This is a genomic window from Citrobacter sp. A316, from assembly GCF_002042945.1.
GTDB classification, from domain to species: Bacteria; Pseudomonadota; Gammaproteobacteria; order Enterobacterales; family Enterobacteriaceae; genus Citrobacter; species Citrobacter portucalensis.
This window is the reverse complement of sequence record NZ_MVFZ01000025.1, coordinates 1-25,482: the sequence shown is the minus strand read 5'-3', so window position 1 is coordinate 25,482 and position 25,482 is coordinate 1. Positions and strand designations below refer to the sequence as shown.

Sequence of the window (25,482 nt, the reverse complement as noted above, 5' to 3'; positions counted from 1 at the left end):
TCACTGGCTACCTTTACGCAGCTTATTTCTCTGCTGGTATACCTCTGCCGATTCGCGGACAAACCCGGCGTTCACCGTGGCATGCCAGGTGTGTTCCAGCTCATCGGCAATGGCCTGCAACTCGGCGAACGAAGAACGAAACGGTCGCAGCGCGTTGTAGATCTCCAGAATGCGGGCATCCGGGATCGCAATCAGCTCTGCCGCACGACGAAAATTGCGCGCCACGGCATGACGCTGCATCTGTTCGGCAATCTGCGCCTGGTACTCCAGCGTTTGCTGAGAAATACGTACATCCTGCGGTCCTACGCGGCCCGCCAGCACATTCTCAAGAGTAATGTCGGTTAGCGGCTTACCTGTAGGCGTCTGGATTTTCTCCGGGCAGCGAGTGGCTAATGGGTAATCCTGCGCGGTCATGATGTTGTCGTTCATGGTCATTCCCTTACCAGTGCAATATGCAACGTGACGGGCGCAGCATCCTGCACCACGTGTTTGGTTTCTTTGATATGAAACAGCGCGGCCTTGGCCATAAATTTAGGGCGCACCATCTGGTCATTGACCACTGGCACCGGAGAAGGCGACTCTTTGCGTGCATATCGCGCGGCGTTTTTACCAATCTGACGATAGGTTTCCAGCGTCAGCAGCGGAGCCTGAGAAAACAGTTCCAGGTTACTTAGCGGCAGCAGATCGCGCTGATGAATCACCGTAGTTCCTTTCGACTGGATACCAATCCCGATGCCTGAGCCGCTGAGATTTGCCGCATCCCATGCCATAAAAGAAACATCCGAGGTGCGCAGGATCCTCACGACCCGCGCATGTAACCCCTCTTCTTCGATGCCAGCAACCAGCTCTTTCAAAATCGCGTTGTGCGGCATATCTATCAAGGTTTTATGCTGATGCTTATCAAAGGCCGGGCCGACGCCAATCACCACCTCATCCACGCGTTCATCCGCGTTAGCCGACTCGCCTTCGCTCACCTGTAAGGTGAAAACCGGCTTACGTTCAGTTGTGCATTCCACAGTGTTCCGCCTTATTCGATCGAGCTGGGCTGAACCACGCCCGCAATATTTTTAATTTCCGCCCAGCGTTCGGCACTGATGCGATAGCCGGTACCAGGTCCCTGATAATCATTGATGTCGTTGACGGCGCTGACGACGTCGAACTGGCGATCCAGAATGGCCGACGTTTGCAGGTAATCCCCGGTGACGCGCTGCCTCAGCATGTTGAGGATATTGCTGGCGATATCTTCGAAGCCGCTGCAACTCAACGCGCCGACGATATCCAGCCCGGTGATATTGCGCTTCATCATCTCTTCCACGGCGGCTAAATCCTCCACCACATTGCGCGCAGGCATATCTTTGCTGCCGTGAGCATAAGTAGCGGCTTCGACTTCTTCATCGCTAATCAGCGGCAGACCCAGTTCGCGGAACACCGCCTGAATGGCGCGTGCGGCCTTATTGCGAATAGCGATGGTTTCTTCTTCAGTCACCGGACGCAGACCGCCGTCAACCATCAAATCACGTTGCAGAATGTTGTAATCATCGAAGTCTTCAGCGTCGAAGTTCGATCCGGCAAACATGTTGTCGTAGTTGGGTACCGCGCTGTAACCGGAGAAAATAAAGTCGGTACCCGGCAGCATCTGCATCAAGGTGCGGGCAGTACGGCGAATATCGGAGTGGGAAAAGGTCTGGTCATTGGCGGAGGCCACTTCAAGGTCGAGCATTGAGGCAATCAGGTTTTCCGCCAGCACCGCGCGGATCCCCGAAGGCACAGCGCCGGTCATGCCGATACAGCTGACCGCGCCGTTTTGCAGCCCCTGTACGCCCGCGCCTTTAGTGATAAAAATGCAGCGAGACTCCAGATAAAGCATCGATTTACTTTCGGAATAGCCCATCAGCGCTTCCGAGCCGGTGCCGGAGGTGTAGCGCATCTTCAGGCCACGCGACGCATAAGCCGAGGCGAGAAACGCTTTGGACCACGGCGTGTCATCGCCATCGGTAAACACCGATTCTGTGCCATACACCGACACCGTTTCGGCGTAACTGGTTAGCCCACGCATGCCCAGCTCCAGCTCCGTAGCCTCTTCAACGGAACATTGCGTCAGCACACCAGGACGACCGCACTGGGAACCCACCAGCAGCGCCAGGGCGTTAAACGGCGCGTAGCGGGCGATCCCGACCGTCGTTTCCTGCTCGGAAAAGCCGCGGATCCCCGCTTCAGCGGCATCGGCGGCAATCTGTACCGGATTATCTTTCAGGTTGGTTACGTGGCACTGGTTGGAGGGCGTGCGTCTGGCGCGCATTTTTTGCAGCGCCATCATCATCTCCACCACGTTCATTTGCGCCATCACTTCCACCGCTTTCGCCGGGGTGATGGCGGTGGTAATGGCAATAATCTCTTCCCGACTGACGTGGATATCCACCAGCATTCTGGCGATCTCCAGCGCGTCGAGCTGCATGGCGCGCTCAGCCTCGGCCACGTTGATCGCGTAGTCGGCAATGAAACGGTCGATCATGTCGAACTCGGCGCGGCTCTTACCGTCCAGCTCAACAATACGACCATTTTCCACCTTCACCGACGACGCTGGATCGTAGGGGCTTTCCATGGCGATCAGCCCCTCTTCAGGCCATTCGCCAATCAGCCCATCCTGATTTACAGGCCGCTTCGCAAGCACTTCGAATCGTTTTGATCTTCTCATGATTTATGGACTCAAAAGGTAAAAAATAGGGACGCCGGGCCATATTGCCGGGGACACAACACCCGGCATTCGCCTTTCATCAGCAATGGGCGAACTCTAAATGAGCAGAACAATAAAAAAATAAAATTAATTTCGTTCCAATTTGGCACCTAATAAAAACGCATCGTTTCATATTGAAACGCAATTCAGGAATATCCATCGTGAATTGTGACGAGGTTAAATGATCATTATCAATAAACGCAAAAGCGGGAAGGTGAATTTAATATCTTTGAAATTTTCGACCTATTGACTTAATAACGTGCGGCGAGAAAATAAGGTAAAGACAATGATAAAAATAGCTGTTGCGCGATTTGTTTCGTGACCTCAGCCCTACAATATTTTCAGGAGAGACTGTGAATAAGAGCCAACAAATTGCCACCATTACGCTGGCGGCTGCAAAAAAAATGGCGCTGGCCGTTGAGGCTAAAGCGCTTGAGATCAACGTTCCGGTGGTCTTTTCCGTGGTGGATCACGGCGGGAATACGCTGCTAATGCAACGCATGGACGATGCGTTTGTCACCAGCTGTGATATCTCTCTTAATAAAGCGTATACCGCCTGCTGCCTGCGCCAGGGTACCCATGAAATTACCGACGCGGTACAACCTGGTGCTTCGCTATATGGTTTGCAGCTTACCAACCAACAGCGCATTGTTATTTTCGGCGGCGGCTTACCTGTCATATTAAACGGTAAATTAATTGGTGCCGTTGGCGTTAGCGGCGGCACCGTCGAACAAGACAAATTATTAGCAGAAACTGCACTAAATTGTTTCTCTGAATTATAATTTAAATCTAAGAAGGTATATTATGAGCTATCGTATGTTTGATTACCTGGTGCCAAATGTGAACTTCTTTGGCCCCAATGCTATTTCCGTTGTCGGCGAACGCTGCAAACTGTTAGGCGGTAAAAAAGCGCTGCTGGTTACTGATAAAGGTCTGCGGGCCATTAAAGACGGTGCAGTAGATAAAACCCTCGCCCATCTGCGTGAGGCCGGTATTGATGTGGTGGTTTTTGACGGTGTTGAGCCCAACCCTAAAGACACCAACGTGCGCGACGGTCTGGAAGTCTTTCGCAAAGAGCATTGCGATATCATCGTTACTGTTGGCGGCGGTAGCCCGCATGACTGCGGTAAAGGCATCGGCATCGCGGCGACCCACGAAGGCGATCTCTACAGCTATGCCGGGATTGAAACCCTGACCAACCCGCTGCCGCCTATCGTTGCCGTGAATACCACTGCCGGTACCGCCAGCGAAGTCACCCGCCACTGCGTGCTGACCAATACCAAAACTAAAGTGAAATTTGTGATTGTCAGCTGGCGCAACCTGCCGTCGGTCTCCATTAACGATCCGCTGCTGATGCTCGGCAAACCCGCCCCGCTGACCGCCGCAACCGGGATGGACGCCCTGACCCACGCCGTGGAAGCCTATATTTCCAAAGATGCCAACCCGGTCACCGACGCCGCCGCTATTCAGGCTATTCGCCTGATCGCACGCAACTTGCGTCAGGCCGTAGCGCTGGGCAGCAATCTGAAAGCTCGCGAAAACATGGCCTACGCTTCTCTGCTGGCGGGTATGGCCTTCAACAATGCCAACCTCGGCTACGTTCACGCAATGGCGCATCAGCTTGGCGGTCTGTACGACATGCCACACGGCGTGGCAAATGCCGTACTGCTCCCGCACGTGGCGCGCTATAACCTGATCGCTAACCCGGAAAAATTTGCCGATATCGCAGAATTTATGGGCGAAAACACTGACGGACTTTCCACCATGGATGCCGCCGAACTGGCCATTCACGCCATTGCCCGTCTCTCCGCTGACATCGGCATTCCGCAGCATCTGCGCGATCTGGGCGTCAAAGAAGCCGATTTCCCGTACATGGCGGAAATGGCGCTGAAGGACGGCAACGCCTTCTCTAACCCGCGCAAAGGGAACGAGAAAGAAATTGCCGAGATCTTCCGTCAGGCATTCTGATAGTACAGGGGGCGCAATGTCACTTTCATCACCGGGCGTACATCTGTTTTATCACTCACGCTGGCAGGATACCCGCGTGCTTGATGAGCTGTGCTGGGGACTGGAAGAGCAAGGCGTCCCTTGCCGGGCAATCTGTTGCGACGAGCATGACTGCGCGCTGGCATTGAGCAAACTTGCGGCCAAAAGCTCAACGCTACGTGTCGGTCTCGGTCTTAACGCCACGGGTGATATTGTGTTAACACACGCTCAGTTGCCCGAGGATCGGGCGCTGATCCGTGGGCATACCCACGCCGGAGCAGCCCAGCTCCGCACGCTAGGCGCCAATGCCGGTCAACTGGTTAAAGTACTTCCCTTCAGCGAGATAAAATAAATGTACCGCATCTATACCCGAACCGGCGATAAAGGCACGACCGCGCTGTTTGGCGGCAGCCGTATCGACAAAGACGACATCCGCGTTGAGTCCTATGGCACGGTGGATGAACTGATTTCTCAGCTTGGCGTCTGCTATGCCAGCACGCGTCAGGCCGGGCTACGCCAGGATCTGCACGCCATACAGAAGATGCTGTTTGTACTGGGTGCGGAACTCGCCAGCGATGAGAAAGGACTCGCTCGCTTACAACAGCGTATTGGCGAAGAGGATATTCAGGCGCTGGAGCAGCTTATTGATCGCAATATGGCGCAAAGCGGCCCGCTCAAAGAGTTTGTTATTCCGGGGAAAAATCTGCCATCGGCACAGCTACACGTTGCGCGAACTCTGACGCGTCGACTGGAGCGGATCCTCATCGCGATGAGCAGAACGCTAACGTTACGCGATGAACCCAGGCGTTATATCAACCGACTGTCAGACGCGCTGTTCTCGATGGCGAGAATTGAAGAAACTAGTCCAGATGCTTGCGCTTAAACTGGCTGGCATCAATGTCGTACTGCTTCATCTTACGCCACAGGGTGGTGCGACCAATATTCAACAGTTGCGACATCTCCTGTACGCGCCCGCTGGTGACGCGAGCAGCATGGATAATCGCCTCTTTTTCGATAGCGGTAAAGGTCAGGCTGGCTGGCAGCAGTGAAGACGCCGTCTCCAGACCAGGACGTTCGGCAAACAGATAATCCGGTAGGTTGCTCAGCCGAATATGGCCGTTATCACTGCTGATGGCGATGTTTTCGATAATGCTGTTCAGCTCAAAGTCATTGCCCGGCCATGAATAGGCTACCAGTTGCGCCAGCGCGTCGTCGTCGATCTTCAGGCTGGATGAAAAGCGTTTTTTCAGGCTATTCAGCCGTGTATAAATCAGCGAGGGAATACTACTGCGCCGCGCCCGCAGCGGTGGGATCACTATCTCAAAAGAGTGCAGCGCGTAATACAGCTGACGGCTAAAGCGGTTTTGCTCCACCAGATTGGCGAGATCAACCGTGGTGGTGGCAATCACTTTGACATCCACCGGAATCAGCCGACGGGCATCCAGGCGGGTTAATACCCCCTGCTTGATCACCTGTAACAACGCGGATTGCAGCTCCGGCGCCAGATATTCAATTTTTTCCAGAAACAGCGTGCCGCCGTTCGCCAGTTCAAGACGGCTCAACCGGCCATTTTCATCGTCGGTAGGCGCACTGCCCATAAAATCCTGCCCCAGCACGCTGTTGGCATACAGCTGACAGTTCACGGCGATATACGGCCCGCTAGCGCGCTCACTTTCATTGTGAATGGCCTGACTCAGCAGCTCCTTACCAACACCCTCTTCCCCGCACAGCAGGATCGGGAAACTCCCCCTCGCCGCCTGGCGTCCAAAATGGATCAAGCGGCGGGTTTCCGGATCGTCAGTCGACATCTGCTCAAAAGTGTGGCTCACTTTGCCGAGCTGACTGGTCATCAGTTGGCGCATTTGCTCCACCGGATGCAGCAGCAGGATAAAGCTGTTGCCCTGCTCCTCAACAATCGGTTTCAGGGTGATGACGGCATCAACAAACTGATGCTGGCTTTCAAAGGTAACTTCGACGTGATTCAGACCGCGGACATGTTTGATCGCCCGGCGCAGCAGCATGGGGAGATTGAGCAGATCGTGAATGTTTTTCCCCTGACTGGCCTGCGCATCGAGATGCAAAAGCAGCGCCGCACGCGCATTGATAAACTGCAATACGCCCTGTTCGTTCCAGGCCATCACACCATCATCCATACTCTCCAGCAGCCCGTACATCTGGTTCAGATGGCGGTTGGATTCAGCCAGCAGGCTGTCGGTCAGCAAGGAGTTGCCGACTTCTCTGGCAATCGCCAGCGTCAGGGATAAATCAGAAACGCACTCATGTTCCACCAGACAGCACAGCGAGATGGAGCCGAACAGTCGACCATGGTTATCGAAGACCGGCGTCGAGCAGAACGACCACGGATGCAGCGCCTGCTTAAAATGCTGATCGCCAGAGGTTTTTGTCGGCTGGCCCGGCATCGTCGCCAGCGACAGGGCACAACTGCCAATGATGCTTTCTGCACAGTAGCTGCCGTCACGAAACCCAAGCTCCGCCAACTGTTCCACCGTCTGCGGATCGCCGCAACGGCTGAGAATACAGGCTGATTCATCCAGAATCAGCAGCGCGCACGGGCGGCCATCCATAAACTCCCAGGCATCTTCCAGCGCAGCCTGAGCAATCGTCAGCAACGCCGTCTTGCGACGACAAATCGACTCAAAGGTCAGCCCCTGCGCCTGATGCGGCGCCTGCCAGGTTTCCCGCTGCATAAACTTGCTGCAACGATGCCATGACTGGGCAATGACTGAAGAGACTTCCTTCCCGATGCTATGCGTGTGCGCCGTCATATCCCTTTCCGCTGTTTAACCATAGACAACCCCTCCGGCAGAGACTGTCAGAGGGGGAGAAGATGCCGGATAAAACCTACCGACGACTGATTAACGCGCCAGCCACTGCTGTCCCAGCAGATCTGCCGTCAAAATAGCGGCATGTACGCTTTCAGGCGTTACCGGGAACGGCATATTGTGGATGGTTTCACCTTCTGCACAGGTCGCTTTCGCCACCGCCATGATCTTGCCGTCAACGTCTTCTTTCACGCCCATTTCCGCTAACGTTACCGGCAGGCCTACTTTCTGGCAGAAATTCAGCACGGTTTCGATCTCTTCCATTGGGCTGTTTTGCAGCACCAGTTGCGCCAGCGTACCAAAGGCGACTTTTTCACCGTGGTACAAATGGTGGCACTCTTCCAGAATCGTAAAGCCGTTGTGGATCGCATGCGCCCCAGCCAGACCGCTGCTTTCAAAGCCGATGCCGCTGAGGTAAGTGTTGGCTTCAACAATACGTTCCAGCGCATCGGTCACCACGCCAGCCTGCGCGGCAAAGCGTGCCTTCTCGCCTTCCGCCAGCAGGGTATCATAGCACAGGCGCGCCAGGCTCAGCGCCGCCACGGTGGACTGTCCGCCCGCCATGCTGGTCGCTCTGGCGTCATAACAGGCTTTCGCTTCAAACCAGGTTGAGAGCGCATCGCCCATCCCGGCCACCAGTAGACGTACCGGCGCTTTGGCAATGATCGCAGTGTCCATCACCACCATATCCGGGTTTTTCGGGTAGATCAGATACTCTTCAAACTCACCGGCTTCGGTATAGATAACGGACAGCGCACTGGTTGGCGCATCGGTAGACGCGATAGTCGGGATCACCACCACCGGCAACTTCTGGTAGTAGCCAATCGCTTTGGCGGTATCCAGCGTTTTCCCACCGCCAATCCCAACCACACCGCGGCAACCGTGCTGTTTCAGAATGGCAATAAGGCGATTAATTTCAACATGGCTACATTCACCGTTAAAGCGTTCCGCATGGCAGCTAATGTCGTGACTGTGCAGGCCGTTGAGTACTTTCTCTCCCGCCAGCTTCATCACGAAGTCATCCGCAATCACGAAAAAGCTGTCCGCCAGATTTTTAGCGTATTGACCAAACAAGGTGGAAGCGTCAGGACCCTGGAGATATTTGGCTGGAGATTGAATAACTTTTAGCATTCCTTTCATCCTCAAATAAGTACATGTTTTTACATGGTGAGCCCTGGCGTTAACCTGTTTGGCCTGATGCTGACGGCGAAAACGGGAGATACCGGAGCGATGCAATAACTGTATGGCGAGGCGTGCACAAAAAAATCTTTCGTCTTTTTGTTCTGATATGAAACAGATAAAAACGACACATGTTCCATATTGGAACGCTTATCCATAAAAAATATAAGGTTTGCGATCCCGATCCGTTCATTTACCGCCAAATCTCCGGCACAGACGAATCTCACTTTCTCTTTTACCCACTTACTTGCCAAAAAAACGGCAAAAAAAAGCTGACAGTGCCGTGTCAGCTGCATTCAACGCGAGAGAAAAAAGTCGAGCAAGCTCGCATTGTGGTCGTTCCTCGTTCTTTTAAGTTTCATTTCGGAACAAAAAACAACAACAACGTTCCGTAATGAAACTCATTTTAACGTTGTTTTTTTCCGCGCTGACTTCGCCAGAATCTCTCTATCGCCTCCGCACCATGACTATGCTTCCGGGGGTTTGTCTTACACTCAACCTCAAGGAGCCGTTATGTCTCAATTCTTTTTTAATCAACGTACCCATCTTGTGAGCGACGTCATCGACGGTACGATTATCGCCAGCCCGTGGAATAACCTGGCGCGTCTGGAAAGCGATCCGGCCATTCGCATCGTGGTCCGTCGTGACCTCAACAAAAATAATGTGGCGGTCATTTCCGGCGGTGGTTCAGGGCACGAACCCGCGCACGTTGGGTTTATCGGTAAAGGAATGCTAACCGCTGCGGTCTGTGGCGACGTGTTCGCCTCCCCGAGCGTGGATGCGGTACTGACCGCCATTCAGGCGGTGACCGGTGAGGCGGGCTGTTTATTGATCGTGAAAAATTACACCGGTGACCGTCTTAATTTCGGTCTTGCCGCCGAAAAAGCCCGTCGCCTTGGTTACAACGTTGAAATGCTGATTGTTGGCGACGACATCTCCCTGCCGGATAACAAACACCCGCGCGGCATTGCGGGAACCATCCTGGTGCATAAAATCGCAGGCTATTTTGCCGAACGCGGCTACAACCTCGCCACCGTCCTGCGTGAAGCGCAGTACGCGGCTAATAACACCTTCAGCCTGGGCGTTGCGCTTTCAAGCTGTCATCTGCCGCAAGAAACCGACGCCGCCCCACGTCATCATCCGGGCCACGCGGAACTGGGCATGGGCATTCACGGCGAACCAGGTGCCTCGGTTATCGACACCCAGAACAGTGCGCAGGTGGTGAGCCTGATGGTGGATAAACTGCTGGCTGCCCTGCCTGAAACCGGCCGTCTGGCGGTGATGATTAACAATCTTGGCGGCGTTTCTGTTGCCGAAATGGCCATCATTACCCGCGAACTGGCCAGCAGCCCGCTGCACCCACGTATCGACTGGCTGATTGGCCCGGCCTCGCTGGTCACCGCGCTGGATATGAAAGGCTTTTCACTGACGGCCATTGTGCTGGAAGAAAGCATCGAAAAAGCGCTACTCACCGAGGTGGAAACCAGTAACTGGCCGACGCCGGTCCCACCGCGTGAAATCAGCTGTGTACCGTCATCTCAGCGTAGCGCACGCGTGGAATTCCAGCCTTCGGCGAATGCTCTGGTGGCCGGGATTGTGGAACTTGTCACCACAACCCTTTCCGACCTGGAGACCCATCTTAATGCGCTGGATGCCAAAGTCGGCGATGGCGATACCGGTTCAACCTTTGCCGCCGGCGCTCGGGAAATTGCCGGTCTGTTGCATCGTCAGCAGTTGCCGCTGGATAATCTTGCCACGCTGTTCGCGCTGATTGGTGAACGTCTGACCGTGGTGATGGGTGGTTCCAGCGGTGTGCTGATGTCTATTTTCTTTACCGCTGCGGGGCAAAAACTGGAACAGGGAGCAAACGTTGCCGAAGCCCTGAATACGGGACTGGCGCAGATGAAGTTTTACGGCGGCGCAGACGAAGGCGATCGCACCATGATTGATGCACTGCAACCGGCCCTGACTTCGCTGCTCGCACAACCTCAAGATTTGCAGGCCGCATTCGACGCCGCGCAAGCGGGAGCCGAACGAACCTGTTTATCGAGCAAAGCCAATGCCGGTCGCGCATCGTATCTCAGCAGCGAAAGCCTGCTCGGAAATATGGACCCCGGCGCGCACGCCGTCGCGATGGTGTTTAAAGCGCTGGCAGAGAGTGAATTGGGCTAAGCCATAAGTGCCTGATGCGTTGCGCTTATCAGGCCTACGAGTGCAAACCTTTGTAAGCCGGATAAGGCGCTTGCGCCGCCATCCGGCGAAGATATGCCTGATGCGTTGCGCTTATCAGGCCTGCGAGTGCAAACCTGTGCAGGCCGGATAAGGCGCTTGCGCCGCCATCCGGCAGAACGTTAACGATAAACGCGGATCCCGCCCTCTACGCCGCGGCTAAATAATACCTGCCAAAGCTCAATATCTCTGGCGCGGAAAGCACCGGCGCAGGCGCATAAATAGTAATTAAACATTCTTCTGAAGGTGGCGGAATAACGTGATGACAACTCCGGCCAGGCCTGATTAAAGCGCTCATGCCAGGCCATCAGTGTTTTATCATAATCGCTACCGAAGTTATGCCAGTCCTCCATCACAAACCGTGATTCGCTGGCCTCGGCAATGTGGGAAATTGCCGGTAAGCAACCGTTCGGGAAAATGTATTTATTGATCCACGGATCGACGCTCATCCCTTTTTTATTGCTACCAATAGTATGCAGCAGGAACAGTCCGTCCGGTTTTAAACAACGGTCGGCGATGCTGAAATAGGTGTCGTAGTTTTTCGGCCCGACATGTTCAAACATCCCCACGGACACAATGCGATCGTAGTGTTTATCAAGATCGCGATAATCCTGCAGCAGAATGTTAACGTCCAGACCTTCACAGCGCTGCTGCGCCATTTTCTGCTGCTCTTTGGAAATGGTAACGCCTTCTACCGCCACGCCATAATGACGCGCCGCATATTCCGCCAGCCCGCCCCAGCCACAACCGATATCGAGTAAACGCATACCCGGTTTAAGCTGCAGCTTCTCGCAGATCATTTTTAATTTGGCATTTTGCGCATCGTCTAATGTGGTCGCGTCTTTCCAGTAACCGCAGGAATATTGCATATGCGGATCAAGCATCAGCGCAAAGAGATCGTTACCAATATCATAATGTTCTTTACCGACGATCCATGCCCGGCTCCGCGACTGCAAATTAAACAGGCGTGCGCTGGCAATACGTAAAATATCTTTCAGATTTCCCGGCATTTGCTGGTCGAGTTTTGCTCTCAGGATTTTGCAGAACAGAATATCGAGCCGTTCGCAGTCCCACCAGCCTTCCATATAGCTTTCGCCAAGCCCTAACGAGCCTTGTTGCAATACCCGTTTAAAGAAACCAGTATGATGAAGTTGAATGTCCCAGGCACGCGAGCCATTAATTCTGATATCCGCTTGCGAAAGCAGCTCTTTTCCCATTCGGGTCCAGTTATCATTTGTTTCATTGACGATGACAGCATCTGAACAAAGCGAGTTCATGGTATTTACCAAAAGTGGACTAAAAATTATTACGCAAGATTATTATGGAAAAAAGAGTGTATGTATTATGATCCGCGGACAAGATCTATCGAGCAGCGGACACACCATCGGGAACATTGACGATTCATTTATGGAAACTCTCGCGCAAAAACAGTGGAACTCCTTCCCGGATAACTCCATGACCGAACTGCCGCAGGACGTATTCTTTCGCTCTTATGTCCTGGAAGCCAACCACCATGTACCGCAACATTCACACTCATTTATGCAGTTTCATTTCGCCCGCAAAGGCAGCATGCGCATTGATGTTGCCGGTAAGTGCTGGATAATCCCGGCGCATTATGGCATCTGGATCCCCAATAATACGGAGCATGCGGTTTGGGCATTAGATGATGTGTATTTAGAAAATCTGGATATTAAACCGGGCTTTCTTGAAGAGAGCATCAATGAATGTAAAGTAGTGGCTATCAGTGATTTCGCCAGAGAGTTTATTCATTACGCCACGAATTCAATTTCAGGCCATTATGATAGTCAGTCAAAAGAGGGCAAGCTGGTTAGTGTGCTGGTCGATATTATTCTGCAACTCCCGGAAGTCGCTTTTGTATTACCCTGGCCGCAGGATCGCGAATTAACCAAAGTATGCCGAACAATACAAGAATCCCCTGCACTGGAGCATTCGGTTGAATACTGGGCGCAGCATCTGGGTATGTCTGCTCGTACCTTTTCACGCCATTTCAAAAAAGAAACCGGATTGCCTTTCAGCGTCTGGAAGCAAAAAATGCGAATACTTGAATCAGTATTAATGCTGAAGAAAAATAAAAGCGTAACCGCCGTGGCGCTCGACGTAGGGTATTCAAGCACCGCGGCATTTAGCTACGCATTCCGCCAGGCGTTTGGCGTTCCGCCGTCTAATTACTGATTAACGACGTTGATGCCAGTAAGCCGCTGCGCGAACCCGTTGCTGATCGAACGCCTCGGTTTCAAAGCGAGCACTCAGGTTTTTCACCACCTTTCCTTCACCGGTGATCCAGATGTAATAATCGTCTGCGGGCACCGATAGCCGCGATAAGTGTTCATCCACCGCATGCTCGTCATGACCGATAAACCACTGAATGGTAAATCCGTCGAGATGGTCTAAATAGTCCTGGTACGCTGCATCCTGCACGCTAACCAGCGCCGTGACGTACGGACGTACCACTAAACGACTGAGCGACTCCAGGCGTCGGCGCAACGCGGGCATTCCCGATTCATCACACACATAAACCTGATACGCATATTCCTCTGGCACCACCAAAGAACCGCGCGGCCCGCCGATTGTCAGCTTGTCACCCCCGCGGGCATTCATCGCCCATGTACTTGCCACGCCACCGTCATGAATATAAAAATCCAGCGCCAGCTCATGGCGCGCTTCGTCATACAACGGCGTGTAGTCACGGGATAACGGGCGTACGCCGTCAGCCCAGACAATGCCTTCATCGGTGACGACAGGCGGTACAAAGTGGCTGCCCGGTTCAGGGAAAAAGACCTTGGTATGATCGTCAAAGCCGCGTGAGCTAAAACCGTCCAGAGCGTCACCGCCCAGTACAATGCGCTGAAAGCCCGCGCTAATGCGTTCTACGCTCAGGACGGTAAGTTCCCGAAAGCGAAGTTCATTGCGAACGCGCTGCGGGTAGCGTGAGGTGTTTGTTGTCATTTTTTCGCCTTCGTGAAAATAATAAGATATATCTAAACTCATTTTCAAATGATAATGATTGCTAATCAAAAAGATTGCAAGCACTTTTTGATATAGTTGAGTTATGAATACCCCGCTATCACATTCACATAAAAACACTTAATAATCATTATATTAAACAAAAATAATTTTATAGACTTGCAAGCTGATAATTTTTAGATATAAATTAGATATATCTAAACAACATCAGGAGACGATGATGCAAAACCATCATGAAGGTTGCTGCAAGCACACAGAGCACCAACACGAAGGCTGCTGCAAGGGTGAAGGACATCACCACGAAGGCCGCCACAACGAACACCATGCAGGTTGCTGCAAAGGTGAAGAACATCACCATGAAGAAGGCTGTAACAAAGATCATCACCACGAGCACGGCTGCGGGCATCGTCGCGGCGGCGGTCGTCGTCAGCGGTTCTTCGGCCACGGCGAATTACGCCTGGTGATTCTGGATATCTTGACCCGCGACGCCAGCCACGGCTATGAGCTGATTAAAGCGATTGAAACTCTGACTCAGGGTAATTACACCCCAAGCCCGGGCGTTATCTACCCAACGCTGGATTTCTTGCAGGATCAGGCACTGATCACCGTCAGCGACGAGGAAGGTGGGCGTAAACAGATTGCGATCACAACCCAGGGCCAGCAGTGGCTGGATGAAAACCGTGAGCATCTGGAACATATCCACGAACGTATTAAAGCCCGCTGCGTGGGTTTTGAATTACGCAAAAATCCACAGATGAAACGCGCGCTGGAAAACTTCAAAGCCGTGCTGGATCTACGCGTCAATCATGGTGATACCAGCGATGCGCAGATCAAAAAAATCATCGGTATTATCGATCGCGCTGCGCTGGATATTACTCAGTTGGATTAATCTGCACAGCAGGCGGAACCCGTATGCCCGACGTTCCGCCTGTATTTTTAGTATTAATGCAGCACCGTAACCGCATCTTCCAGACGACCCGCGCGATGTTTCACCATCGCGGAAATCTGCGCACTCTCTTCAACCAGTTCGGCGTTTTTCTGCGTAATGTTGCTCAGCTCATTCACCGCGCGGGTCAGGCTGGAAAGACCATCCGATTGTTCCAGCGTGGAGTGGCTGATTTGGGCGATCAGCTGAGTGACGTTTTGCACCTGCGCCACAATATCGTCCATCGTGCGTCCTGCGGCGTGAACCTGGTTGGATCCGGACTGCACCTTGTCAGCGCTGGCATCAATCAGCTTGCGGATATCATTGGCCGCACTGGCGCTGCGGCTGGCAAGATGACGCACTTCTCCCGCCACCACGGCGAACCCTTTCCCCTGCTCACCCGCCCGCGCGGCTTCAACAGCGGCGTTCAAAGCCAGAATGTTAGTCTGGAAGGCAATATCGTTAATCAGCGTCGTAATGGTGCCGATCCGCTGGGTGCTGTTGGCGATATCGTCCATGGTTTTGATGACGGTATCCATCGCCTCACCGCCGTGCGTTGCCGCGCTGCTGGCGGCAATAGAGAGCTTATCAGCCGCGGCGGCGGTCTCTGAGTTTTGTTTCACCGATGCCGCCATCTGATTCATGGTGGTCACCGTTTCCTGCACGTTCTCTACGGTCTGCTGCGTATGCTTGTTTAAATCATCGCTGCCTTTCGCCAGCGTTTCGCTGTCGCTGCGCACGCAACTCACCTGGCTGGAAACATCATGGATGAGCCAACGGCACATTAGTCCCAACTGGCCCACTGCTCGCAGCATCAGGCCCAGCTCATCGCTACGGTTAAGATGCGACACGCTGTTCCGTTCACCGGTCGCCACTTTCAGCGCCTGACGGGTGACATTCTCAATAGGACGCACAATCTGCCATTCGAAAATAGCCGTTCCAAAAAGCATCACCAATGCACTCATCAACAGTAACGGCCATTCGGCGCCCATTTGCTGCAATGCGACCGCTAGCAGGACAAACATGAAGGCCATCACGCTGCGCACCCGCCAGCGAATCGGCATCGCCGGAAGTTTACCCAGCCAGCCTTTGCGTACCACCAGTCCTTTATGGATACGCCGGTTGCAACGTCCTTCGTTCAGCGCTTTATATAAAGGCTCTACCGCCGCAATTTCCTCGTCAGTTGCCCGGGTACGAATCGACATATACCCGGTCACGCGTCCTTCCCGCACCATCGGCACCGCATTGGCCCTCACCCAGTAGTGATCGCCATTCTTACGCCGGTTTTTCACAATCCCGCTCCATGGCTCGCCCTGCTTCAGGGTGTACCACATATCCGCAAACGCCGCTTTTGGCATGTCCGGATGACGAACCTGATTGTGCGGCTTATCGAGCAATTCATTCAGCTGATAGCCACTGACCTGGACAAAAGTATCGTTCGCATGGGTGATATAGCTTTGCAAATCGGTGGTAGACATGAGGGTGATATCATCATCCAGCGGTGTATTTTGCTGGCTAACGTAGGGATGAGAAGACATGATTGCGTCCTGTGCAGGTTATCTGGTTGTTAACTCTTTCGGCTTATGTTATTTCGGCGATAATTTTTTTATCTTTAGTTGTTAAATTTGATTTAGATCGCAATTTGCGATTAAACCTCAAAATCTGTACGCATTCTAATCCATTGATTTAAAATACTTTCACCAAGTAACTATTCAACGTCACTTCTACCAGCGCACTGTCACAGTGCAAATATTGCCCATTTTTAGCGCAAATTCGCGTTTATTCGATCTGTTTTCAGGCTTCTGACCTGGGCAAAATGCCAGCAAATGTTAAAGATCGGCATTAAATGTTGCGCAAATGAGATGTTTCCTGGTGTTTATCCCGATTTTTGCTAAGCGCGCCGGAATGGCGCAATCCCTGCAATACTTAAATCAGTATCATGTGATACGCGAGCTCCGGGAGCATATTTTGAACAGGTTACCTTCCAGCGCATCGGCCCTGGCCTGCAGCGCACACGCACTGAATCTCATCGAAAAGCGCACGCTTGATCATGAGGAAATGAAATCGTTAAACCGAGAGGTGATTGAGTACTTCAAGGAGCATGTCAATCCGGGGTTCTTAGAGTATCGAAAATCTGTAACTGCAGGCGGGGATTACGGAGCCGTAGAGTGGCAAGCGGGAAGCCTGAATACGCTTGTCGACACCCAAGGGCAAGAGTTCGTCGATTGCCTGGGTGGTTTTGGAATTTTCAACGTGGGGCACCGTAATCCAGTCGTGGTTTCCGCCGTACAGAATCAACTCGCGAAACAACCTCTGCACAGCCAGGAGTTACTTGACCCTCTGCGGGCCATGCTGGCAAAAACTCTCGCCGCACTGGCGCCCGGTAAACTGAAATACAGTTTTTTCTGTAACAGCGGGACCGAGTCGGTTGAAGCCGCCCTGAAGCTGGCGAAAGCGTATCAATCGCCGCGTGGTAAATTTACGTTTATTGCCACCAGCGGCGCATTCCACGGTAAATCACTGGGCGCGCTGTCTGCCACGGCTAAATCTACCTTCCGTAAACCCTTTATGCCGCTGCTGCCGGGCTTCCGTCATGTGCCGTTTGGCGATATTAACGCGATGCGCACCATGCTCAGCGAGTGTAAAAAGACCGGTGACGATGTCGCAGCCGTGATCCTCGAACCCATCCAGGGTGAAGGCGGGGTGATCTTGCCTCCACAAGGCTATTTGACCGCCGTTCGTAAACTTTGCGATGAGTTTGGCGCGCTGATGATCCTTGACGAAGTGCAGACCGGCATGGGTCGTACCGGCAAAATGTTCGCCTGCGAACACGAAAACGTGCAACCCGATATTATGTGTCTGGCCAAAGCGTTGGGCGGCGGTGTGATGCCAATTGGCGCGACCATTGCCACCGAAGAGGTGTTCTCCGTCCTGTTCGACAATCCTTTCCTGCATACCACCACTTTTGGCGGCAACCCGCTCGCTTGTGCGGCGGCGCTGGCCACCATTAACGTCCTGCTGGAGCAAAATTTACCGGCTCAGGCGGAGCAGAAAGGCGATATGTTGCTGGATGGTTTCCGTCAGCTTGCGCGGGAATACCCGGACCTGGTACATGATGTTCGCGGTAAGGGCATGCTGATGGCGATTGAGTTTGTCGATAATGAAATCGGCTACAACTTTGCCAGTGAGATGTTCCGCCAGCGGGTGCTGGTTGCTGGCACGCTGAACAATGCAAAGACGATCCGCATCGAACCGCCGTTGACGTTAACGATTGAGCAATGCGATCTGGTATTGCGAGCAACACGCAAAGCCCTGGCTGCATTACGGGTGAGCGTGGAGCAGGTGTAACAACCTTACCCGGCCTATAAAAGACACTCTTTTGTAGGCCGGGTAAGGCGCAGCCGCCATCCGGCAATTAGCCTAACTTAAACAATCCGCACCCCCGCAGGCATAAGGCGTTCTGGCGTCAACAGCACGCTTTCTCTGCCATCGTCCGTTTCCGCACACAGCAGCATGCACTCTGATGTCTCACCGCGCATTTTGGCCTTTTGCAGATTACACAGCACCACCACCGTTTTGCCCATCAACTCCTCTTCACTGTAGTAAGGCACCAGGCTGGTCACGGTTTGCAGCGTACGCTCTCCCACATCTACCTGTACGATATACAGCTTATCGGCATTGTCATGGCGCTTTACCTGTGCGATTTTTCCAACACGTATTTCCATTCGGGCAAAATCAGCAAATGCGACGGTATCCATTGTTTTCTCCTTTGGTAAAATTTTACTAAATACTAGCAAAATATTTTCCGGGCATTGTTCTCAAAAGCAGGAAAATGACGTACTCATCACACTCTGAAAGACCAGTTTTACCCCGAGCATGTCAATTAAACATGCTTTTTTTACTGAAAACAGATGAATAGATAAGCACTTCATTTACAATGCGCAGGTAACTCAGGGAAAAGGCAAACATGGCAACACTTAAAGACATCGCAATCGAAGCTGGCGTGTCCCTGGCGACAGTGTCCCGGGTTTTAAACGATGACCCCACGCTGAATGTAAAAGAAGAGACTAAGCATCGCATTCTGGAGATCGCGGAAAAGCTGGAGTATAAAACCAGCAGCGCCCGCAAGAACCAGACCAGCGCGCTCGGCCCCCAGCATATTCTGGCGCTCTACAGCTATCAGCAGGATTTGGAAATCAACGATCCTTACTACCTCGCGATCCGCCATGGGATTGAAACCCAGTGTGAGAAGCTAGGAATCGAACTGACCAACTGCTATGAACACAGCGGGCTGCCGGAGACCAAACACATTACCGGCATCCTTATTGTCGGCAAGCCTTCTCCCGCTCTGCGCGAGGCGGCAACAGCGCTTACCGACAACATCTGCTTTATCGATTTCCATGAATCCGGCAGCGGATATGACGCCGTCGATATCGATCTGGCCCGCATCAGTAAAGAGAGCATCGACTTCTTCATTGCCCAGGGCGTCACCCGCATTGGCTTCATCGGAGGCGAAGACCAGCCGGGCAAGGCCGATATCCGCGAAGCCGCGTTTGTCGAATACGGTCGTCTGCAGCAGGTCGTTTCTGAAAAGGACATCTATCGCGGCGGTTTCTCCAGTTCATCAGGCTATGAACTGGCTAAAGAAATGCTGGCAAAACCCGACTATCCCAGCGCCCTGTTTGTGGCTTCAGACTCGATAGCTATTGGCGTTTTGCGCGCCATCCACGAGCGTGGTCTGAACATTCCGCAGGATATTTCGCTGATTAGCGTTAATGATATCCCAACGGCGCGTTTCACCTTTCCTCCGCTTTCCACCGTTCGCATCCATTCAGAAATGATGGGCAGTCAGGGCGTCAACCTGCTGTTTGAGAAAGCCCGCGACGGGCGTGCGCTTCCCCTACTGGTTTTTGTTCCCAGCAAGCTGAAACTGCGCGGCACCACCCGCTAAAACTCTCTGTTAACCCGCCCGGTTTCTTCTGATGCCGGGCGCGCATTGTCATGCATTATTTTCCGTGTCCGAATTAATTTCGTGATCCAGTTAAAGTAAATCACCTCGCCCGCTATATTTTAGTAAAACTTTTACTAAAATCACCATCAATTACACTTACTCACCATTACAATGAATGGTTCCGATTTTTCTCCACCGGGAGGCCTTATGAATCGCTGGGAAAACATTCAGCTCACCCACGAAAATCGACTGGCGCCACGCGCATACTTTTTCTCTTACGACTCCGTTGCGCAGGCTCGCTCGTTTGCCCGCGAAACCAGCAGCCTCTTTCAGCTGCTAAGCGGTCAGTGGAATTTTCAGTTCTTTGAGCATCCACTGCAGGTGCCGGAAGACTTTACGTCGCAGTTTATGAGCGACTGGGGCAGCATCACCGTCCCCGGCATGTGGCAGATGGAAGGACACGGTAAGCTGCAGTATACCGACGAAGGTTTTCCTTTCCCGATTGATGTCCCCTACGTTCCGACCAATAACCCCACCGGGGCCTATCAGCGCATTTTCACCCTCAGCGAAGGCTGGCAGGGCAAACAGACGCTGATTAAGTTTGATGGCGTAGAAACCTACTTCGAAGTTTACGTGAATGGTCAGTACGTTGGCTTCAGTAAAGGCAGCCGCCTGACGGCCGAATTTGATATCAGCGCAATGGTGCGCACTGGTGACAACCTGCTGTGCGTTCGCGTAATGCAATGGGCTGATTCCACCTACGTTGAAGACCAGGACATGTGGTGGTCGGCGGGAATTTTCCGCGACGTCTATCTGGTCGGCAAACAGGCGACCCACATTCAGGATTTTACCGTTCGCACCGAGTTCGATGATGACTATCGCGACGCCACCCTCTCCTGCGACATTGCGCTGGAAAACCTGGCCGCAACGCCAGCGATAGCGTCGCTCGAATACACCCTGTTTGACGGTGAGAAGGCGCTGCATAGCGGTGTGATTAACACCCTGAAGGTGGATAAACAAACGCAGACCGCTTTTCATTTCAAGGTTAGCGCGCCGCAGCAGTGGTCGGCGGAATCGCCGTATCTCTACCATCTGGTGATGACGTTAAAAGATGCCAGCGGCAATATTCTTGAAGTCGTGCCACAGCGCGTTGGGTTTCGCGATATCAAAGTTCGCGACGGTCTGTTTTACATCAATAACCGCTACGTGATGCTGCATGGCGTTAACCGCCACGATAACGATCATCTTAAGGGCCGCGCGGTCGGTATGGATCGCGTTGAAAAAGATCTGCTGTTAATGAAGCAGCACAACATTAACTCCGTGCGTACCGCCCATTACCCGAACGATCCGCGCTTCTATGAATTGTGCGATATCTATGGCCTGTTCGTGATGGCCGAAACCGACGTTGAATCTCACGGCTTCGCCAATATCGGCGATATCAGCCGGATCACCGACGATCCGCTGTGGGAAAATGTCTACGTTGAGCGCATCGTGCGCCACGTCCATGCGCAGAAAAACCACCCGTCGATCATCATCTGGTCGCTCGGCAATGAATCCGGATACGGCTGTAACATTCGTGCCATGTATCACGTTGCGAAAGCGCTGGATGACACGCGTCTGATCCATTACGAAGAAGATCGTGACGCCGAAGTGGTGGATATCATCTCCACTATGTACACCCGCGTGCCGCTGATGAATGAGTTTGGTGAATATCCGCATCCTAAGCCGCGCATCATCTGTGAATATGCTCACGCCATGGGCAACGGTCCCGGCGGGCTAACGGAATATCAGAACGTCTTCTATCAGCATGATTGCATTCAGGGACACTATGTCTGGGAGTGGTGCGATCACGGGATTCAGGCCAAAGATGACGACGGCAACGTCTGGTACAACTATGGCGGCGACTACGGCGACTATCCGAACAACTACAACTTCTGCCTTGATGGCCTGATTTATTCCGATCAAACCCCAGGACCGGGACTGAAAGAGTACAAGCAGGTGATTGCGCCAGTGAAAGTGCACGCACAGGATCTGGCCCGCGGCGAACTACGGGTAGAGAACAAACTGTGGTTCACCACCCTTGACGATTACACCTTGCATATTGAGGTTCGCGCCGAAGGAGATACGCTCTCAGCTCAACAGATAAAACTGCGCGACGTTCCTCCCAACAGCGACGCGCTGCTGCAATGCGTACTGCCGGAGCTGGATGCGCGCGAAGCATTCCTCAACGTTATCGTGACGAAAGATTCCCGTACGTTATACAGCGAAGCCGGGCATCACATCGCGACGTATCAGTTCCCACTGAAGGCCAGAACGGCGACTGCCGTACCGTTTAGCCTGCAAAATTCCACCGCTCTGACGCTGGAAGACAGCCGCCAGAGCTGCACCGTTCGTGGTTATAACTTCCATCTGACCTTCTCAAAGCTGACCGGTAAACCGATCGCCTGGAACGTCAATGGCGAAGAGCTGATTACCCGCGAGCCGAAGATTAATTTCTTCAAACCGACCATTGATAACCACAAGCAAGAGTTTGAAGGCCTCTGGCAGCCGAATCATTTACAGATTATGCAGGAGCATCTGCGCGAGTTTACCCTTGAGCAAACCGATGATGCGCTGCTGATAACCAGCCAGACCATTATCGCCCCGCCGGTATTCGATTTCGGCATGCGTTGCACCTATCGCTGGCGCATTGCCGCGGACGGTCAGCTGAATGTGGAACTTTCTGGCCAGCCTTACGGCGAGTACCGGGACATCATTCCGTGCATCGGCTTCACGATGGGCATCAACGGCGATTTGGGCCAGGTGGCGTATTACGGACGTGGTCCCGGTGAAAACTATGCCGATAGCCAGCGGGCTAACATCATCGACATCTGGCGCAGCAGCGTGGATGAGATGTTCGAAAACTATCCGTTCCCGCAAAACAACGGCAATCGTCAGGACGTGCGCTGGGCAACGCTAACCAACCGCCACGGCAACGGTCTGCTGGTGGTTCCGCAGCGCCCTGTCAACCTGAGCGCCTGGCGTTATACGCCAGAAAATATCTTTGCCGCACAGCACTGCAACGCGCTGCAACGTAGCGATGACATCACCCTGAATGTGGATCACCAGTTGTTGGGCTTAGGTTCCAATTCGTGGGGGAGTGAGGTGCTCGATTCCTGGCGCGTCTGGTTTACGTCATTCAGCTACGGCTTCACGTTGTTGCCGGTTTCCGGCAGCGAATCTGGCGCCCAAACCACCGCCAACCGCGCCTTTGGCACTGGGTTCTTTTCCACGAATATGCACAGCGAGAATACAAAATGAGGATCATCGACAACTTAGAGCAGTTCCAGCAACGCTATGCTTCGGGTCGGAAATGGCAACGCTGCGTTGAGGCTATTGAAAATATTGACAATATTCAGCCTGGCGTCGCCCACTCGATCGGTGATTCCCTGAGCTACCGCGTGGAAACAGATTCCGCGACCGATGCGCTGTTTACGGGTCACCGTCGTTATTTTGAGATCCATTACTACCTGCAAGGACAGCAAAAAATAGAGTATGCCGCCAAAGAGGATCTCCAGGTGGTTGAATATTATCGCGATGAAACCGATCGCGAATATCTGAAAGGTTGTGGAAAAACCGTCGAAGTGCACGAAGGACAAATGGTTATTTGTGACAACCACGAAGCCTATCGTTTTATTTGTAATAACGCAGTGAAAAAAGTCGTACTCAAAGTCACCATCGAAGATGGTTATTTTCATAATAAATAAAAACACAGGCGGCGCCGACGTTGCGCCGCCAGTACCCTATAATAATCAGGAATCGGAGATGTGCTATGTCTGATACCAAACGTAATACCATCGGCAAGTTCGGCTTACTTTCACTCACCTTTGCCGCGGTTTATAGTTTTAATAACGTAATCAACAATAATATTGAGCTTGGTCTGGCATCCGCTCCGATGTTTTTCCTCGCGACGATTTTCTACTTTATTCCGTTCTGTTTAATCATCGCCGAATTTGTTTCGCTGAATAAAAACTCCGAAGCCGGTGTCTACGCATGGGTAAAAAGTTCGCTGGGCGGGCGTTGGGCATTTATTACCGCCTACACCTACTGGTTCGTTAACCTGTTCTTTTTTACCTCGCTTTTGCCCCGCGTTATTGCCTACGCCTCATATGCTTTTTTAGGCTACGAATACATTCTGACGCCGTTCGCGACCACCGTGTTAAGTATGGTGCTGTTTGCCTTCTCCACCTGGGTTTCGACCAATGGCGCAAAAATGCTAGGGCCGATTACCTCGGTCACCTCCACGTTGATGCTGCTGCTGACGCTGTCCTACATTTTACTGGCAGGTACAGCGCTGGTCGGCGGCGTACAGCCTGCTGACCCTATCACCGTAGACGCAATGATCCCGAATTTTAACTGGGCATTCCTCGGTATCACCACCTGGATCTTTATGGCGGCAGGCGGCGCGGAGTCGGTGGCGGTGTACGTCAACGACGTCAAGGGCGGCTCCAAATCGTTCGTGAAGGTCATTATCATTGCCGGGATTTTTATCGGTGTGCTCTATTCCATTTCCTCGGTGCTGATCAACGTCTTCGTCAGCAGCAAAGAGCTGAAGTTTACCGGCGGATCGGTGCAGGTATTCCACGGTCTGGCGGCATATTTTGGTCTGCCGGAGCTGGTCGTTAACCGCTTCGTCGGCCTGGTCTCCTTTACCGCGATGTTCGGCTCCCTGCTGATGTGGACCGCAACGCCGGTGAAGATCTTCTTCTCTGAAATTCCGGCGGGTATTTTCGGTAAAAAAACCGTCGAACTGAATGAAAACGGCGTCCCGGCCCGTGCAGCATGGATCCAGTTCCTGATCGTTATCCCGCTGATGATTATCCCGACGCTCGGCTCCAATACCGTGCAGGATTTAATGAACACCATCATCAACATGACCGCCGCCGCCTCGATGCTGCCGCCGCTATTTATTATGCTGGCTTACCTGAATCTGCGTGCAAAACTGGACCACTTACCGCGCGACTTCCGAATGGGTTCGCAAAAAACCGGCATTGTTGTGGTGTCGATGCTGATTGTTCTTTTCACCATCGGATTTATCGCCTCTACCTTCCCGACCGGCGGTAACATCATAACCATTATTTTCTATAACGTCGGTGGGATTGTTATTTTCCTCGGTTTTGCCTGGTGGAAATACAGTAAATACATCAAAGGGCTAACCAAAGAAGAAAAAGCTATTGAGGCAGCTCCTGCTTCAGATATCAATTAATGACTAAAACAAAATAACAATAAAAAATATTCGCCAAGGCTATAACGATAAAAATTATATTTTATTTGCTTAGGATCGAAGCATGAAAAACATTAGCCATTGTTGCAGGGCAATTATTGCCCTGCCCTTTTTCTGCGTCTCCTCTCTGGGTGCAGAAGAAGTTCGCCCTGCAGAACACGACGACACGAACACGCCAGAAATATCTTCCCCCTCATTTCGCTTTTATGGCGAATTGGGTATGGGGGGATATATGGATTTAGAGGGACAAGACAAACATAAATACAGTGATGGTACCTATATAGAAGGTGGCCTGGAAATAAAACACGGCTCGTGGTTTGGTCTGATCTACGGCGAGGGCTGGACCGTGCAGGCCGACCATCAGGGCAATGCCTGGGTTCCTGACCA

The 25,482-nt window shown here is 52.6% G+C and carries 21 protein-coding genes and 1 pseudogene; 13 read left to right on the top strand and 9 right to left on the bottom strand.

The features are described 5' to 3' along the window. The 3 genes from BZK41_RS23645 to BZK41_RS23635 are packed head-to-tail and all read right to left on the bottom strand — an operon-like array spanning position 1 to position 2,695. A complete protein-coding gene (locus BZK41_RS23645; RefSeq protein ID WP_003024721.1) occupies positions 1-429 on the bottom strand; it encodes a diol dehydratase small subunit in 429 nt (142 codons plus the stop codon). Between the two features lie 2 nt (positions 430-431). Beyond that, positions 432-1,016, bottom strand: a complete 585-nt coding sequence (locus tag BZK41_RS23640) for a propanediol/glycerol family dehydratase medium subunit (RefSeq protein ID WP_079939790.1) — start codon at positions 1,014-1,016, stop codon at positions 432-434. An 11-nt stretch (positions 1,017-1,027) separates the two neighbouring features. Next, complete coding sequence (locus BZK41_RS23635) at positions 1,028-2,695, bottom strand: propanediol/glycerol family dehydratase large subunit (RefSeq protein ID WP_079939789.1); 1,668 nt, start codon at positions 2,693-2,695, stop codon at positions 1,028-1,030. A gap of 392 nt (positions 2,696-3,087) precedes the next feature. On the opposite strand from BZK41_RS23635, the gene BZK41_RS23630 reads away from it, so the two are divergent. From BZK41_RS23630 to BZK41_RS23615, 4 genes are read left to right on the top strand one after another with little or no spacing between them, the layout of a single operon-like run. After that, a complete protein-coding gene (locus BZK41_RS23630) occupies positions 3,088-3,516 on the top strand; it encodes a heme-binding protein (RefSeq protein ID WP_079939788.1) in 429 nt (142 codons plus the stop codon). 22 nt (positions 3,517-3,538) lie between these two features. Continuing rightward, complete coding sequence (dhaT, locus tag BZK41_RS23625) at positions 3,539-4,702, top strand: 1,3-propanediol dehydrogenase (RefSeq protein ID WP_003024734.1); 1,164 nt, start codon at positions 3,539-3,541, stop codon at positions 4,700-4,702. Between the two features lie 16 nt (positions 4,703-4,718). Beyond that, positions 4,719-5,072 (top strand): glycerol dehydratase reactivase beta/small subunit family protein, encoded by a 354-nt coding sequence (locus tag BZK41_RS23620; protein WP_079939787.1) that lies wholly within the window; start codon positions 4,719-4,721, stop codon positions 5,070-5,072. Continuing rightward, positions 5,073-5,603: a cob(I)yrinic acid a,c-diamide adenosyltransferase gene (locus BZK41_RS23615; protein WP_079939786.1), complete on the top strand. Its 531-nt coding sequence runs from the start codon at positions 5,073-5,075 to the stop codon at positions 5,601-5,603. On the opposite strand, the gene dhaR is transcribed toward BZK41_RS23615, so the two are convergent. Continuing rightward, the gene (gene dhaR, locus BZK41_RS23610) at positions 5,581-7,506 is read right to left on the bottom strand and encodes a dihydroxyacetone kinase operon transcriptional regulator DhaR (protein ID WP_079939785.1); all 1,926 of its coding nucleotides are present in this window, start codon (positions 7,504-7,506) and stop codon (positions 5,581-5,583) included. The genes BZK41_RS23615 and dhaR overlap by 23 nt on opposite strands. Positions 7,507-7,596: 90 nt before the next feature. Continuing rightward, complete coding sequence (locus BZK41_RS23605; protein WP_003024745.1) at positions 7,597-8,694, bottom strand: glycerol dehydrogenase; 1,098 nt, start codon at positions 8,692-8,694, stop codon at positions 7,597-7,599. Positions 8,695-9,255: 561 nt separating this feature from the next. Between BZK41_RS23605 and BZK41_RS23595 the strand changes: the two genes are divergently transcribed. After that, positions 9,256-10,914: a glycerone kinase gene (locus BZK41_RS23595; RefSeq protein ID WP_079939784.1), complete on the top strand. Its 1,659-nt coding sequence runs from the start codon at positions 9,256-9,258 to the stop codon at positions 10,912-10,914. A gap of 179 nt (positions 10,915-11,093) precedes the next feature. On the opposite strand, the gene cfa is transcribed toward BZK41_RS23595, so the two are convergent. Further along, positions 11,094-12,248: a cyclopropane fatty acyl phospholipid synthase gene (gene cfa, locus BZK41_RS23590; protein ID WP_032934180.1), complete on the bottom strand. Its 1,155-nt coding sequence runs from the start codon at positions 12,246-12,248 to the stop codon at positions 11,094-11,096. Between the two features lie 67 nt (positions 12,249-12,315). On the opposite strand from cfa, the gene BZK41_RS23585 reads away from it, so the two are divergent. After that, entirely contained in the window at positions 12,316-13,164 is an 849-nt protein-coding gene (locus tag BZK41_RS23585; RefSeq protein ID WP_079939820.1) for a helix-turn-helix transcriptional regulator, read from the top strand. Here the strand turns inward: BZK41_RS23585 and BZK41_RS23580 are convergent, their stop codons facing one another. Next, the gene (locus BZK41_RS23580) at positions 13,165-13,938 is read right to left on the bottom strand and encodes a siderophore-interacting protein (protein ID WP_079939783.1); all 774 of its coding nucleotides are present in this window, start codon (positions 13,936-13,938) and stop codon (positions 13,165-13,167) included. 235 nt (positions 13,939-14,173) lie between these two features. On the opposite strand from BZK41_RS23580, the gene BZK41_RS23575 reads away from it, so the two are divergent. Then, positions 14,174-14,845 (top strand): PadR family transcriptional regulator, encoded by a 672-nt coding sequence (locus tag BZK41_RS23575; RefSeq protein WP_172313289.1) that lies wholly within the window; start codon positions 14,174-14,176, stop codon positions 14,843-14,845. A 53-nt stretch (positions 14,846-14,898) separates the two neighbouring features. On the opposite strand, the gene BZK41_RS23570 is transcribed toward BZK41_RS23575, so the two are convergent. Next, positions 14,899-16,419, bottom strand: a complete 1,521-nt coding sequence (locus BZK41_RS23570; RefSeq protein WP_079939781.1) for a PAS domain-containing methyl-accepting chemotaxis protein — start codon at positions 16,417-16,419, stop codon at positions 14,899-14,901. A 430-nt stretch (positions 16,420-16,849) separates the two neighbouring features. Between BZK41_RS23570 and ygjG the strand changes: the two genes are divergently transcribed. Beyond that, complete coding sequence (ygjG, locus tag BZK41_RS23565) at positions 16,850-18,229, top strand: putrescine aminotransferase (protein WP_172313286.1); 1,380 nt, start codon at positions 16,850-16,852, stop codon at positions 18,227-18,229. Between the two features lie 77 nt (positions 18,230-18,306). Here the strand turns inward: ygjG and BZK41_RS23560 are convergent, their stop codons facing one another. After that, positions 18,307-18,639, bottom strand: coding sequence for a tRNA-binding protein (locus BZK41_RS23560; protein ID WP_079939780.1), 333 nt, complete (start codon positions 18,637-18,639; stop codon positions 18,307-18,309). A gap of 209 nt (positions 18,640-18,848) precedes the next feature. On the opposite strand from BZK41_RS23560, the gene ebgR reads away from it, so the two are divergent. The 5 genes and pseudogenes from ebgR to BZK41_RS23535 all read left to right on the top strand — a co-directional run. After that, on the top strand, positions 18,849-19,832 hold the full coding sequence (gene ebgR, locus BZK41_RS23555) for a transcriptional regulator EbgR (protein WP_079939779.1): 984 nt from the start codon (positions 18,849-18,851) through the stop codon (positions 19,830-19,832). 207 nt (positions 19,833-20,039) lie between these two features. Further along, positions 20,040-23,132 carry a beta-galactosidase subunit alpha gene (gene ebgA, locus BZK41_RS23550; RefSeq protein ID WP_079939778.1) on the top strand — a complete coding sequence of 1,031 codons (3,093 nt, stop codon included), beginning with the start codon at positions 20,040-20,042 and terminating at the stop codon, positions 23,130-23,132. Next, on the top strand, positions 23,129-23,578 hold the full coding sequence (locus tag BZK41_RS23545; protein ID WP_003828536.1) for a beta-galactosidase subunit beta: 450 nt from the start codon (positions 23,129-23,131) through the stop codon (positions 23,576-23,578). Before ebgA ends, BZK41_RS23545 begins: the two co-directional genes overlap by 4 nt. 65 nt (positions 23,579-23,643) lie before the next feature. After that, complete coding sequence (locus tag BZK41_RS23540; protein ID WP_079939777.1) at positions 23,644-25,077, top strand: amino acid permease; 1,434 nt, start codon at positions 23,644-23,646, stop codon at positions 25,075-25,077. A gap of 82 nt (positions 25,078-25,159) precedes the next feature. Further along, positions 25,160-25,482: pseudogene (locus BZK41_RS23535) on the top strand (hypothetical protein); the annotation flags it as partial.

Excerpts from the sequence above, each read along its gene's own strand:
- ebgA (WP_079939778.1), top strand. The coding sequence starts at position 20,040 with ATGAATCGCTGGGAAAACATTCAGCTCACCCACGAAAATCGACTGGCG.
- BZK41_RS23570 (WP_079939781.1), bottom strand. The coding sequence starts at position 16,419 with ATGTCTTCTCATCCCTACGTTAGCCAGCAAAATACACCGCTGGATGAT.
- ebgR (WP_079939779.1), top strand. The coding sequence starts at position 18,849 with ATGGCAACACTTAAAGACATCGCAATCGAAGCTGGCGTGTCCCTGGCG.
- BZK41_RS23585 (WP_079939820.1), top strand. The coding sequence starts at position 12,316 with ATGATCCGCGGACAAGATCTATCGAGCAGCGGACACACCATCGGGAAC.
- BZK41_RS23575 (WP_172313289.1), top strand. The coding sequence starts at position 14,174 with ATGATGCAAAACCATCATGAAGGTTGCTGCAAGCACACAGAGCACCAA.
- BZK41_RS23605 (WP_003024745.1), bottom strand. The coding sequence starts at position 8,694 with ATGCTAAAAGTTATTCAATCTCCAGCCAAATATCTCCAGGGTCCTGAC.
- BZK41_RS23645 (WP_003024721.1), bottom strand. The coding sequence starts at position 429 with ATGAACGACAACATCATGACCGCGCAGGATTACCCATTAGCCACTCGC.
- cfa (WP_032934180.1), bottom strand. The coding sequence starts at position 12,248 with ATGAACTCGCTTTGTTCAGATGCTGTCATCGTCAATGAAACAAATGAT.
- BZK41_RS23620 (WP_079939787.1), top strand. The coding sequence starts at position 4,719 with ATGTCACTTTCATCACCGGGCGTACATCTGTTTTATCACTCACGCTGG.
- BZK41_RS23580 (WP_079939783.1), bottom strand. The coding sequence starts at position 13,938 with ATGACAACAAACACCTCACGCTACCCGCAGCGCGTTCGCAATGAACTT.
- dhaT (WP_003024734.1), top strand. The coding sequence starts at position 3,539 with ATGAGCTATCGTATGTTTGATTACCTGGTGCCAAATGTGAACTTCTTT.
- BZK41_RS23615 (WP_079939786.1), top strand. The coding sequence starts at position 5,073 with ATGTACCGCATCTATACCCGAACCGGCGATAAAGGCACGACCGCGCTG.
- BZK41_RS23635 (WP_079939789.1), bottom strand. The coding sequence starts at position 2,695 with ATGAGAAGATCAAAACGATTCGAAGTGCTTGCGAAGCGGCCTGTAAAT.
- BZK41_RS23595 (WP_079939784.1), top strand. The coding sequence starts at position 9,256 with ATGTCTCAATTCTTTTTTAATCAACGTACCCATCTTGTGAGCGACGTC.
- BZK41_RS23545 (WP_003828536.1), top strand. The coding sequence starts at position 23,129 with ATGAGGATCATCGACAACTTAGAGCAGTTCCAGCAACGCTATGCTTCG.
- BZK41_RS23540 (WP_079939777.1), top strand. The coding sequence starts at position 23,644 with ATGTCTGATACCAAACGTAATACCATCGGCAAGTTCGGCTTACTTTCA.
- BZK41_RS23560 (WP_079939780.1), bottom strand. The coding sequence starts at position 18,639 with ATGGATACCGTCGCATTTGCTGATTTTGCCCGAATGGAAATACGTGTT.
- dhaR (WP_079939785.1), bottom strand. The coding sequence starts at position 7,506 with ATGACGGCGCACACGCATAGCATCGGGAAGGAAGTCTCTTCAGTCATT.